Source organism: Mycolicibacterium aichiense, assembly GCF_010726245.1.
Classification (GTDB): Bacteria; Actinomycetota; Actinomycetes; order Mycobacteriales; family Mycobacteriaceae; genus Mycobacterium; species Mycobacterium aichiense.
In genome coordinates this window covers 1,008,841-1,020,739 of record NZ_AP022561.1, presented here as the reverse complement: position 1 = coordinate 1,020,739, position 11,899 = coordinate 1,008,841, and the positions used below count along the sequence as shown (strand labels likewise).

The 11,899-nt window shown below is 66.9% G+C and carries 11 protein-coding genes; 4 read left to right on the top strand and 7 right to left on the bottom strand.

Going from position 1 to position 11,899, the window contains the following annotated elements; translation table 11 throughout:
• The first annotated feature begins 62 nt into the window (after positions 1-62).
• The 3 genes from lpqN to G6N32_RS04990 all read left to right on the top strand — a co-directional run bounded on the left by lpqN (position 63) and on the right by G6N32_RS04990 (position 2,564).
• Complete coding sequence (gene lpqN, locus G6N32_RS05000) at positions 63-776, top strand: envelope biogenesis lipoprotein LpqN (RefSeq protein ID WP_115317001.1); 714 nt, start codon at positions 63-65, stop codon at positions 774-776.
• A gap of 143 nt (positions 777-919) precedes the next feature.
• Positions 920-1,147, top strand: coding sequence for a hypothetical protein (locus tag G6N32_RS04995; protein WP_232077496.1), 228 nt, complete (start codon positions 920-922; stop codon positions 1,145-1,147).
• A gap of 85 nt (positions 1,148-1,232) precedes the next feature.
• On the top strand, positions 1,233-2,564 hold the full coding sequence (locus G6N32_RS04990; RefSeq protein WP_115317004.1) for an HNH endonuclease signature motif containing protein: 1,332 nt from the start codon (positions 1,233-1,235) through the stop codon (positions 2,562-2,564).
• Here G6N32_RS04990 and G6N32_RS04985 read toward each other — a convergent pair.
• Together G6N32_RS04985 and G6N32_RS04980 are read right to left on the bottom strand one after the other, a co-directional pair.
• Positions 2,561-3,382 carry a shikimate 5-dehydrogenase gene (locus G6N32_RS04985; protein ID WP_115317006.1) on the bottom strand — a complete coding sequence of 274 codons (822 nt, stop codon included), beginning with the start codon at positions 3,380-3,382 and terminating at the stop codon, positions 2,561-2,563. The genes G6N32_RS04990 and G6N32_RS04985 overlap by 4 nt on opposite strands.
• Before the next feature lies 1 nt (position 3,383).
• Positions 3,384-4,430 carry an acetyltransferase Pat gene (locus G6N32_RS04980; RefSeq protein WP_115317008.1) on the bottom strand — a complete coding sequence of 349 codons (1,047 nt, stop codon included), beginning with the start codon at positions 4,428-4,430 and terminating at the stop codon, positions 3,384-3,386.
• Between the two features lie 159 nt (positions 4,431-4,589).
• Between G6N32_RS04980 and G6N32_RS04975 the strand changes: the two genes are divergently transcribed.
• The gene (locus tag G6N32_RS04975) at positions 4,590-6,116 is read left to right on the top strand and encodes a cellulase family glycosylhydrolase (RefSeq protein WP_115317010.1); all 1,527 of its coding nucleotides are present in this window, start codon (positions 4,590-4,592) and stop codon (positions 6,114-6,116) included.
• Between the two features lie 3 nt (positions 6,117-6,119).
• On the opposite strand, the gene G6N32_RS04970 is transcribed toward G6N32_RS04975, so the two are convergent.
• From G6N32_RS04970 to G6N32_RS04950, 5 genes are all read right to left on the bottom strand, one after another.
• Positions 6,120-6,983, bottom strand: a complete 864-nt coding sequence (locus tag G6N32_RS04970; protein ID WP_115317013.1) for an SDR family NAD(P)-dependent oxidoreductase — start codon at positions 6,981-6,983, stop codon at positions 6,120-6,122.
• Positions 6,984-7,002: 19 nt separating this feature from the next.
• Entirely contained in the window at positions 7,003-8,019 is a 1,017-nt protein-coding gene (locus G6N32_RS04965) for an NAD(P)/FAD-dependent oxidoreductase (protein ID WP_115317015.1), read from the bottom strand.
• Positions 8,016-8,525: an isoprenylcysteine carboxyl methyltransferase family protein gene (locus tag G6N32_RS04960; RefSeq protein WP_115317017.1), complete on the bottom strand. Its 510-nt coding sequence runs from the start codon at positions 8,523-8,525 to the stop codon at positions 8,016-8,018. The genes G6N32_RS04965 and G6N32_RS04960 overlap by 4 nt, the downstream gene beginning before the upstream one ends.
• The gene (locus tag G6N32_RS04955; protein ID WP_178059253.1) at positions 8,525-9,583 is read right to left on the bottom strand and encodes a type III polyketide synthase; all 1,059 of its coding nucleotides are present in this window, start codon (positions 9,581-9,583) and stop codon (positions 8,525-8,527) included. Before G6N32_RS04955 ends, G6N32_RS04960 begins: the two co-directional genes overlap by 1 nt.
• A 76-nt stretch (positions 9,584-9,659) precedes the next feature.
• Complete coding sequence (locus G6N32_RS04950) at positions 9,660-11,897, bottom strand: MMPL family transporter (RefSeq protein ID WP_115317019.1); 2,238 nt, start codon at positions 11,895-11,897, stop codon at positions 9,660-9,662.
• Positions 11,898-11,899: the final 2 nt, after the last annotated feature.

Here is an 11,899-nt window from a genome sequence, read left to right as displayed (position 1 = left end):
GCTCAATCGAATTTGGTTGGTCGCTGGCGACGGCGCGCCACAACAAAAGGAGAACTCGTTCGATGAACAAGATGACGGCGGTAGCCACGGCGGGCCTGGCCGCCGTTTCCTTGAGTTTCGCGCTCGTCGGCTGCGGTTCTGACAGCAAGGACGACGCCAAGACGTCCACCTCCACGTCGACCTCGACATCCACCGAGACGTCGACGTCGAAATCGACTGAGACGTCGGCAAGCCCGGCACCGGCGGCCGGCACGAACAAGACCATCCAGGATTACCTGAAGGAGAACCAGATCACCGAGACGCCGGTCAAGCGTGGCGATCCCGGTTCTCCCAACATCGATCTGGCGATGCCGCCGGGGTGGTCCGACGCCGGCCAGCAGACGCCCGACTGGGCGTACGGGGCGATCGTCTTCGACAGCCCGCAGGACAAGAACGATCCGCCGAGCATCATCGCGATCGTCTCCAAGTTGACCGGCAACGTGGACCCCAAGAAGGTTCTCGAGTTCGCGCCGGGTGAGCTGCAGAACCTGCCCGGGTGGACGCCGCTCGGCGACGGCGCCAACAAGAGCACGCTGAGCGGTTTCGACGCCGTTCAGCTCGGTGGCAACTACACCAAAGACGGCAAGAAGCGGATCATCGCCCAGAAGACGGTGGTGATTCCCGGCCAGGACGGTCTGTACGTCCTGCAGATGAACGCCGACGCGCTGGACGGCCAGGAGGGCCCGCTGATGGACGCCACCAACATCATCGACGAGAAGACGACGATCACTCCCTGATCGGTGTCGTGAGGCGGCTGTCGGTGCGTGCGTAGTCGCGCGCCGGCAGCCGCTTTTTTCAGTTGGGGATTCGTATGACATCTGACCAACCGCAGGAAGCCGAAGAACCCGCGGCGTCTACGGGCCGGCGCATGGTCGCCTCGATGAGTCCGCGCACCGTCTGGTCGATGGCCGACGGACAGCCGGTGGTGCTCAAACAATTCGTCCAGTTCTGTCTCATCGTCGTGTATCCCGCGTGGATTGTCGGGGTGCTCTTTGCGGTGGCCTTCTATTACGCGGGCTACGCGGTGCTGTGGGTATTGTTTGCGCCAATTCGATTGTGGATGAAGAAGAATCGGCCGGACGAGTATGCGGCGGGCCAGCTGAAATAACCGGCGTTATCCACAGTTCTGCGTTCATTAACAGGTCGGCCTGAAGCATCCGGTTTTGTCAGTACTTCGAACTAGTGTTCGATGTGTGAGTTTGATCGACGGCGTGTTGGAGGCGCTCGACGATGTCGTCGAGGCGTTGGCCGCAGTCGATCTCGAGGGGTTGTCACCGCCGGATCGGTTCAGGGTTCTGCAGCGGTTGGAGACCGCGCGACGCCGGCAGGTCGCGGTGTCGCACGCGGTGGTGGGGCGGTTGGAGCAGGTCGAGGGCTGCCCGCCGGTACCGATCACCCTGGCCGATGTGTTGCGGATCAGTCCGCGGGAGGCCAAACGCCGCATGCGGGATGCCGAGCAGGTGGCGCCGCGGCGGGCGTTGACCGGTGAGCCTCTGCCGCCGCTGCTGCCCGAGACCTCTAAGGCCTGGCATGACGGGCAGTTGGATGGCGAGCATCTGCGGGTGATCCAGCGGTTCTTTCGTGACTTGCCCGATCATGTCCCGACGGTGGAGGTCGAGAGGGCCGAACGCACACTGGCCGAGCACGCCCAGACGATGCGGCCCGATCAGTTGGACAAGATCGCCCATCGGTTGGCGCTGCACCTCAACCCCGACGGGACGTTCTCCGATGACGACCGCGCCCGCAAACGCGGCTTCGTCTGGTGCGGTGGGCAACAAGTTGACGGCATGAGTGTGGGCCGGCTGATCGCCGATCCGCAGTTGCGGGCGCTGCTCGATGGGTGGTTCACCAAGTTCGCCGCACCCGGGGTGTGCAACCCCGCCGACCAGACCCCCACCCTCACACCATCCGAGGACGTGGCCGACCGCGACCTGCGCAGCCACGGCCAACGCCAACATGATGCGTTGACCGCACTGGTGCGCGGGCAGCTCGGGGACCCGAAACTCGGTCAGCACAACGGGTTACCCGTCACGGTGATCGTCTCGGCCACCCTGCAGGACCTGCAGGCCAAGACCGGGCATGCGGTCACCGCCACCGGAACCCTGCTACCCATCCCCGACGTCATCCGGATGGCCAGCCACGCCTACCACTACCTCGCCCTGTTCGACGGGGTGCGCGGGCAGGCCTTGTGGCTGGGCCGCACCAAACGGGTGGCCTCGGCTGATCAGCGGATCATGTTGCACAGCAAGGAACGTGGCTGCACCCGCCCTGGATGTGACGCACCCGGCTATCTCACCGAGGTCCACCACGTCGACGAATGGGCCCAGGGCGGGCTGACCAACATCGACACCCTCACCCTGGCCTGCCCGGCCGATCACCGACTCCTCGACCACGGCTGGAAAACCCGAAAACTCGCCAACGGCAACACCGAATGGATCCCCCCACCACAACTACCACTCGCCGCAGGCACCAACACCTACCACCACCCAGAACGGTTCCTCCCCAAAAGCGACGAGGGCGGCTAAGCCCGGGAGAATGCGGACGCCTCGGCGACCTGCTGCGGGGTGGGCCGAACTCCGGTGTACCGCTCGAACTGTTCGGCCGCCTGCAGCGCGATCACCTCGGCACCGGTGATGACCTGCTTGCCCGCTGCCCGCGCCGCGGCGATCAGTGGCGTCTCCGACGGCACAGCGACGACGTCGAAAACGGTACGCGCAGCGGCGATCACCGCGTCGGCGTAGGCGGGCTCGTTTTCCTCGGGGCCGTTGGCCATGCCGATCGGCGTCACGTTCACGATCACCGGAGCGCGCAGGTCACCAACCTCGCTGCGCCAGTCGTAGCCCAGCCGTTGCGCCAAGTCCGGACCGCTGTCGGAGTTCCTGGCCACAATGGTTCCGTCGCCGAACCCGCTGTCCCGGAACGCCGTTGCCACCGCACTCGCCATCCCGCCGCTGCCGCGGATCAACACCGCCGAGTCGGGGTCCAGGCCGTGTTCGGCGATCAACCGTTGCACAGCGGTGTAGTCAGTGTTCGCCGCGGTCAGCACGCCGTCGTCGTTGACGATCGTGTTCACCGCGTTGATCGCCCGGGCGGAGTCCTCTACATGATCGACCAGCGTCAGCACATCCTGCTTGAAGGGCATCGACACCGAACAGCCGCGAATTCCCAGCGCCCGCACGCCACCGATGGCGGCCGCGATATCGGTTGTGGTGAAAGCCTTGTAGATGAAATCCAGGCTCAGCTGCTGGTAAAGGTAGTTGTGGAACCGGGTACCGATGTTGCTGGGCCGCGCGGCCAGCGAGATGCACAACAGGGTGTCTTTGTTCAGCTCAGGCTTGGCCATATCACCCGATCGCCCGCAACACCTGGCGCGCCATGCTCTGGATCTCAGCGGCGAGCTCCGGATCAATCTGTGTCGCATTGTCTTTCGGGACGTCGAACTCCGTGGTCACCACTCCGGGCTCCTCGCGCTCCCAATGCGCGCCGAAACGGTCGAGGATCGTGCGCATCGGGAGGTTGTCGCCCAGCACCCGCGCCGTGAATCTCTTCACTCCCCCGACCCGCGCCGCGATGATCAACGCGTCCATCAAAAAGTTGCCGATACCACGGCCCTGATAGGCGTCGCCGACGATGAACGCGATCTCAGCCACCGACGGGTCGGCCTCATCGCGGACGAACCGTACGTCGGCGACCACCGGGCCATCCGCACCGTCGACGAGGACCCACACGAAGTGATCGACGTAGTCGACCTGGAACAGGTAGTTCATCAGCGCCATACTCGGTGCCCGCATCGACATGAACCGGCGATAGAGCGTCTCGGAGGAGAACTCCACAGGGCCGTTCGACGTCCGCGCGCTGTCACCGGGCAGCACCGGACGCAGCCACAGCTCGGTCCCGTCCTTGAGCATCACCGGGATCGGGGTGACGAAAGCGGCCAGCCGCTGCCGGGCCGTGCGAACCAGCCGCTCGCTGATCCCCGGCAACTCGGCCATGGTCTCGAACGCCGCGTGGTCGCCGATGTAACCGGTGAGTGGCTCGGTGGTGGTGACGGTCGCGGTGCGGGGCTTGTCACGCAGCAGTGCGATCTCGCCGACGATCACACCGGCGGAGACCGAGTCCAGGACGACCTCACCGTCCTCGCCGACGTGGCGCACCTCGGCTCGGCCTGTGTCGATGAGCAGGAACGACACCGCCTGCTCGCCTTGGCGCATCAGCACCCGCCCCGGCGGCGCCTGCAACGGCCGCAGCCGCTCTGCCAGCGGGCGCAGCAACTCGGGCCGGCACCCCGCGAACACCTCCATCTGCGCCAATCCCTCGGCGCGCACGGTGATCAACTCCGGTGCCGCCCCCAATGCCGACGCCAGGCCGCTCTCGCCGCCCTCCGCCGTCATGCGACCTCCCTAGCCATCGGCTTCGAGGCTACCGATGGCCCGCAACCCGGCGGACCGATTCGGCACACCGGTCGTGTCGGGTTGCTCAACTACACCCCGACGGCGCGGCCCCGCGCTAGTGTTTGCTGACACAGGGCGCAAACGTCGGGGGTGCTGCGTATGCCTGATCAATCCTGCCGCTTCACGGCGGCCAAGCGAGCCGCGACGATGGTGACGGCGGCGGCGCTCCTCGCGGCCACGCTCACCCCGGCTCCCACCGCGACGGGGCGGTCGCTCTCGCACGGGCCGATCCATCTGCCGGTGGTCCTGATGGCTGCGATCGACGAGTCGCCGACCACGCTGGGCATCGCCGATTCCAATCTGTACACCTTGTCCGAGGCGGATCTGAACAAGACCCTCGACGAACTTCAATCCCTCGGCGTCACCGATGTCCGGATCGCGGTGCCGTGGATTTTCGTGCAGCCCAACAGCTCTCAGAACTACGACTGGTCGAAGCTCGACATGGTGGTCAACGCAATCGCCGACCGCGACATGGGTGTGCTTGGTGTCATCAGCGCGACGCCGGCCTGGGCGGGCTTCCCGCTCAACGGCCACCCCAACCCCGCCACCTACGCCGCGTTCGCCTCGGCCGTCGCCACCCGCTACCAGGGCAAGATCTCGGCGTACGAAGTCTGGAACGAGCCGAACGGTGTGACCTTCTGGTCACCGGTCAGCGCGAAGGCCTACACCGACCTGCTCAAGGCCGCGTACCCCGCGATCAAGGCCGCCGACCCGAATGCCACCGTCATCGGCGGCGTGTTGGGGGCGGTGGGCAACATTCCGGGTGTGTCGACCAGCGCGGTCAAGTTCGTCACCCAGATGTATGCCGATGGGGCACATGGCTTTTTCGACGCGCTGTCCTTTCATCCGTACCATTATGTGACCCCGTTCTCCAAGGGGACCATGCCCGGTGAACCCATCGAACAGGTCGCGGCCATCCGCGCATTGATGGCCGCCAACGGCGACGCCGAGCTCAAACTGTGGGCCACCGAATACGGTCTGCCGACCAGCGTGGTGTCACAGGCCCAGCAAGCCGCCTACATCCACGATTTCGTGGTGGCATGGCAGCAGGTGACCGGCGCCGGGCCGATGTTCATCTACACCACGCGTGACACCGCGACCGGCGCCTTCGACGACGAGGCCAATTTCGGCATCTTCACGACCAAATGGACCCCCAAGCTGGCAGCCCAGACCATCAAGGCGTTGATCGCCGATCTGGCCGACGGCACCGCCGAACCCTTCGACGTGACGCCATACATGCCGGCCAACCCATTCCTCCAGGGCGTTCAGGTTTTCATCCGCCAGCTGATCAACCAGGCGCTCGTGGTGCCGAAATTCATTGTGCAGCTGGTCAGTAGCGCCATCAACGCGGTGGTGAAGTCCATCGCCGGGGCCTTGGGCATTCCGACCGCCGGGCGTGCCGCCGCGGCCAGGTCTTCGAGCTCGTCGGCGCAGACCGCCGCCATACCGAACCCGCGCAGAGCGGTGGCGACCAGCAAGCGGCAACCGGCCACCGCCACTCCCAGCCCCACCGGCGCGTCCGCACCGAGTGCGCAACGCCGCACCAAGCCCGCTCAGCAGCGCGCCGAGCGGGCAGCATCGGCCGGGGCCACCGGGCACGGCTCCACGGGGCACTCCGCGCGCTGAGAGCTACAGGTACTTGGAGCGGTTGACGAAACGGCCGGCGCGCGGCGAAAATAGCCACCCACCACCGGCTTTCGTCCCGCCGTCGACCGGAATGTTGTGGCCGGTGACGAAACCTGACAGCTCCGAGGCCAGAAACAACGCCACCCGGGCCTGATCCTCCGGCCACCCGACGCGACCGACCGGCGCCCACGACTGCCACAGGTGCTCGACGTCCTCATACCCGGTGAGATAGTCCACTTGCGGCGTCTGGGTGAGATCGGTACCGATGCCGTTCACGCGAATTCCGTGGCGGCCCAGATCGACCGCCAGGCACGTCGTGAAATGCGCGACAGCGGCTTTCATCGCGCCATAGACCGGATCACGCGGAAAGCCCCGCATGCCCTCCACCGAATGTACGTTGACGATGTTGCCGCTGCCCGCGTCGATCATCGCCCCGACGAACGCACGGGTCACCGCAAAGACATGGCGCAGGTTGACGTCGTACATCCGTTGCCAGGTCTGCGGTGTCGACTCCTCGAAGCCCACCAGCGGCCGGTAGTCGCCGACGTTGTTGACCACGACGTCGACCCGCCCGTGTGTCACAAGCACCGCATCGGCGAGGCGGGCGACATCGTCGTCGACGGTCACGTCCACGACGTGGCTGCGGATCACCCCACCGGCCGCCGTGACCTGGCGGCTGACCCGATCGGCGCGGACGGGGTCGATCTCGGCGACCTCGACGACGGCACCGTGCGCGGCGAACAGCGCCGAAATCGCCCCGCCGATACCGTCACCGCCACCGGTCACCACCGCAACGCGGCCCTCCAGCAGGCGATTCCAGTCTGGTATCTCCGGGATGTGGACGACACCGTGCGGGCCGTTGCTCATAGCGGCGCAGCCTACGCCGTCAGTAGGCGAGCAGATTCACGATCTTGCCGAATGCGCTCGGCAGCGCGGCCGCCGCAGGCACCACCGCCGAGCGGGTGGGACCGAACTCGACGGCCTGCAGCAGGCCCGCTGTCAGCAGCCGGTAGCGCCGCGACATCCGCCGCCACTGCCGGTCGTAGTCGCCCGGGCGTTGCGCCAGAACGCAATTCACCAACAGCTCCGCGCCGCCGAAGGCGATGCCCAGGCCCTCACCGGTCAAGGCGTCGACGTAGCCTGCGGCATCACCCACCAGTAGGACGCGGCCTGCTCGGCGCCCGGCCACCCGCTGCCGCAGCGGACCGGCGGCCCGCTCGGGCCCACGCGGGCATCCGTCCACGCGCTCGCGTAGGGCACCGAATTCGGCCAGCCTGCTCTCGAACGAGCCCTGCCGCGCGGTCAGGATCGCGATGCCGACGCAGTCGTCGTCCACCGGGGTGACATAGGCCTCGGCGCCGTCACCCCAGTACACCTCGACCCGGTCGCTCCACGGTGCGATGCGCACGTGCCGCCGCAAGCCCCACCGCCGCGGCCCGCCGCTGGGGCGGGACAGGCCCAGCGCCCGCCGGATCGGCGAGTGCAAGCCGTCGGCGGCGGCCAGGTAGCGGGCCTGAAAAGGCCCGCACTGCACCGAGTCCGCATCCTGGGTGATCGAGCCGATGTGAGCGTCCACCACGTCGACACCTGCGGCCTGCACCGCATCTGTCAACGCGGTGTGCAACGCGGTTCTGCGCACGCCCATACCCGGACCGGAGCGAAACGGGGCATCCACCCGTCGCGCCCCATCGAAATAGGTGATGCCCCGGAACGGCTTGCCGGGCAGAACTATTCCGAGTTTGTCGAGCTGCGCCACGGTGTAGGGCATCATTCCCTCGCCGCAGGCCTTGTCGATCGGTGCGCGGCGGCGTTCCACGACTGTGACGCGCAGCCCGGCACGGGCGGCATGCAATGCGGTGACCAGACCGGCCGGTCCACCGCCTGCCACCAGGAGATCGATCACGACAGGCTTGCCAGCGCGGCGTTCTCGGTACGGATGCGCGTGCGCAGCAGCGCCGCGTTGAGCACGGTGAAGACCAGCGCGGTGATCCACCCGGTGTGCACCAACGGCAGCGCGATACCTTCGGCGACGACGGCGACATAGTTGGGGTGGGAGAAGAACCGGTACGGACCGCCGTCGACGCGCGTAGCACCGGGGATGACGACGACCCGGGTGTTCCACTGCCGACCCAGCGTGGTGATGCACCACCACCGCAAGGCTTGCGCCCCAACCACTATCGCCAGCATCGGCCAGCCGAGGGCGGGCAGGAACGGCCGGTGCAGGCCGATCACCTCGACCAGCGCACCGGCGAGGAACCCGGTGTGCAGCACCACCATCAGCGGGTAGTGACTCGCCCCGAACTCGACACCGCCCTGCGCGCGGCTCCAGGCCAGATTGCGCTTCGCGACCACCAATTCGGCCAGGCGTTCGGCCGCCACCGCTGCGACCAGCAGCACATACCAGGTCATCAGTGCCAGCGCAGCAGCACCAGTTCCGAGCAGAAGCCCGGACCCATGGCCATCATCACACTCGGACCTGCTGACGGACGCTTGGCGATGGTGTCGCGCAGCACGTGCAACACCGACGACGACGAGATGTTGCCGATGTCGGCCAGTGAGCGCCAGGTGAGCTCGAGCGCCTCGTCGGGCAGTTTCAGGCTGTTGACGATCGCCTCGATGATCTTGGGGCCGCCGGGATGACAGACCCAGGTGCCGATGTCGTCGAGCTCGAGGTCATGTGCGCCAAGGAATTCGGTGACATCGTCGGGCAGGTAGCGCTCGATCACATCGGGCAGATCGGCGGACAGCACCAACTCCAGACCGTCCGGTCCGACGTCCCAGCCCATGGTGCGCAACGAATCCGGATACAGATGGCTGCGCGAGTCGATCACGTCGGGTCCGCTGGCGTTGATCTTCGCCGCACGGCGTTCACCGACAGCCACGACGGCCGCGGCCCCATCGGCGAACAGCGCGCTGCCGACCAGTCCGGGCAACGTCGGCTTGTTCGCCGTGTAGGTCATCGAGCACAACTCGACGGACACCAGCACCGCGACACCGTCGGGATCACCGCGCAGATAGTCGTGCAGCCTGGCGACGCCCGCCGCACCGGCCACGCACCCCAGACCGAACATCGGTACCCGACGGACGTCGGGGCGCATCCCGAGCCGGCCGGCGATCCGGGCCTCGATCGATGGGGCCGCGACTCCGGTCACGGTCGTCGACACGATCAGATCGACGTCCTCCGGTCGCAACCCGGCTTCCTCGAGGGCACCCGCGACCGCGGCCGAGCCGAGTTCGACGGCATTGGAGATGAACAGGTCGTTGGCTTCGCCGAAATCCTTCAGCGCGGGATACTGATCCAGCGGCAGGACGAAGTGTCGATTGTCGACTTTGGCACTGCGATGCAGCTTGCGAAGGATCTCTTCATACTCGCCGTAGCCGCCGATGGTGAGAAATGCCTCGGTGACTTCGGCTTGGGTGTACCGGTGCGGCGGCAACTCTCCGCGCACTCCGGCGATGACACTGATCGGACGCATGTCATTGACACGAACGTCGCCCGACGCCGGTTCACCGATATTTGCCCGCGGCCCCGTGTTCGACACGTCACCCAGTATGCCTCGCCGGGCCCCCCTCGCGAATGCCCACCCGTTGGTGCATCCAGGCCAGCGGCTTGGGTGCCCACCAGTTCCACCTGCCCATGACGTGCATGAACGCCGGAACCAGGACCAGGCGCACCAGGGTCGCGTCCGCCAGTACAGCCAGCGCCAGACCCAGACCGAACATCCGCATGAACGACACATGGGCCGCGGTCAGTGCCGCGAACGAGATTGCCATGATCAGCGCCGCGGCGGTGATGACGCGGCCGGTGTGGGCCACCCCGAGAGCGACGCTCTCGTCGTTGTCCGCGGCGCCGCCCTGCGGTGATGCCATCCAGAACTCCCGGATCCGCGACACCAGGAACACCTCGTAGTCCATCGAGAGGCCGAACGCGATGCAGAACAGCAGCACCGGGATGTTTGCCACCAGGGTGCCGGTCGAGGTGGTGCCCAGCGCGCCGAGATGACCGTCCTGAAAGATCCACACCATCGCGCCGAAGGCGGCCGTCAGCGACAGCACATTGAGCACCAGGGCCTTCAGCGGCAGCACGACACTGCCGGTCAGCAGGAACAGCAGCACCAGCATGATCACCGCGATCAGACCGAGCACGGCGGGCAGCCGCGAGGTGATCGCATCCACGCTGTCCCGATTGGTCTGTGCGGTGCCCGCGAACTCGACCGTCGTGTTCCCCGGCGTCGGAACGTCGTGCAGCCGGGCGAGTTGATCCTCCGAACGATCCGAGAACAACGGCGCGGCGCTCTCCACCGTGAGAAGTGCGCTGCCCGACGCTGATCCGGTCGCCGCTGTCGGCGGGCCGACGAGGTTCCCGCCGACGAACGCCCCCATGGGCGCTGACACCGACGGCACGTCCGCGACCCGCGACAGATCTGCCGCGTAGCGGGCGATCTGCGGCTCGGACAGACCGGACGCATCCGGGATGACCACCGGGATCGCGGTCTCGGAGTTGTTGGTGAACTCGCTGCGCAGCAGGTCGCCCACCTGATGCGCCGACGCCGAGGTGGGCAGCACCCGGTCGTCGGGGAATCCCGGTCGCACACCCAGGAACGGCGCGCCGAGGATCACCAGCACCACGACGCCGGCCAACCCGATGGGAACCGCGCGCTTCATCACGAACTTCGTTGAGCGATACCAGAACTGCTCTTCGACCGGCCGCTGGACAGGTTCGTCCCGGCCCAGTCCGCGCCGGACCAGGCGGCGCACATCGAGCGAGTCGAGCCGATCGCCCAGCAGGCTGATCGCGGCGGGAGTGATCACGATCGCGGCGACCGCGGCGAGCGCGACGGTGGCCACCCCGGCGTAGGCGAACGACTTCAGGAAATGCATCGGGAACAGCACCATGGCGCCCATGGACAGTGCGACGGTGGTTCCGGAGAACAGCACGGTGCGGCCCGCCGACTCCATGGTCCGCATCAACGCGGTCTCCCGATCCGCGCCCTCGGCCAGTTCGTCGCGGTATCGGCTGATCATCAGCAGCGTGTAGTCGATCGCCAGGGCGAGACCCATGGCGGTGGTCAGGTTCAGCGCGAAGATCGAGACGTCGGTGAAGAACGTCGTCACCCGGAGCACGGCCAGCGCACCCAGGATCGCCACCAGCCCCACGGCCACCGGCAGCGCGGCGGCGAACACGCCGCCGAAGACCCAGACCAGCACCACGAAGCTCAGCGGAATCGCGATGGACTCCATCAGCAGCAGATCGTGCTGCGACTGCTCGGTCACCTGCAGATTGACCATCGCCGCCCCACCGGTGCGGACCACGATGCCGTCGCGGTCCCGGCTGACCTGGGCGGACAGGTCTTTGGCATAGGTCTGCTGGTTGGCTTCACTTCCCGTGATGCCCGCGGTGATCAGGCCCGACTTCTGATCGCGGCTGACGAGCGCGGCCGCGGCCTGCGGAGGCGACGTCCAGGCCGACGAGATGCCGGTGACGTGGCCGGAGCGCTTCAGCTGGTCGATGACGTCGAGCGCGGCCGCCCGCACCGCCGGACTGTCGAAGCGGTCATTCGCGGTCACGACGACCAGGAACTGGACGTCGCCCTGGTCGAATTTGTCGGTGAGCAGCTGCGTGGCGCGCGACGACTGCGAGTTGGGGTCGGCGAAGCCGCTGGGCGAGAGGCTCTTGGCAACCGGTACGCCGAAGATGCCGATCGCCACCATGACGAGGATCGCTACGGCGACCACCTGACGCGGCGCTGCAATAGCTAGCCGGGCAATCGCTCGCAGCAATG

Bases quoted from the DNA above. Each gene is read 5' to 3' on its own strand.
- G6N32_RS04980 (WP_115317008.1), bottom strand. From the start codon at position 4,430: ATGACGGCGGAGGGCGGCGAGAGCGGCCTGGCGTCGGCATTGGGGGCG.
- G6N32_RS04970 (WP_115317013.1), bottom strand. From the start codon at position 6,983: ATGAGCAACGGCCCGCACGGTGTCGTCCACATCCCGGAGATACCAGAC.
- G6N32_RS04995 (WP_232077496.1), top strand. From the start codon at position 920: ATGAGTCCGCGCACCGTCTGGTCGATGGCCGACGGACAGCCGGTGGTG.
- G6N32_RS04960 (WP_115317017.1), bottom strand. From the start codon at position 8,525: ATGACCTGGTATGTGCTGCTGGTCGCAGCGGTGGCGGCCGAACGCCTG.
- G6N32_RS04975 (WP_115317010.1), top strand. From the start codon at position 4,590: ATGCCTGATCAATCCTGCCGCTTCACGGCGGCCAAGCGAGCCGCGACG.
- G6N32_RS04985 (WP_115317006.1), bottom strand. From the start codon at position 3,382: ATGGCCAAGCCTGAGCTGAACAAAGACACCCTGTTGTGCATCTCGCTG.
- lpqN (WP_115317001.1), top strand. From the start codon at position 63: ATGAACAAGATGACGGCGGTAGCCACGGCGGGCCTGGCCGCCGTTTCC.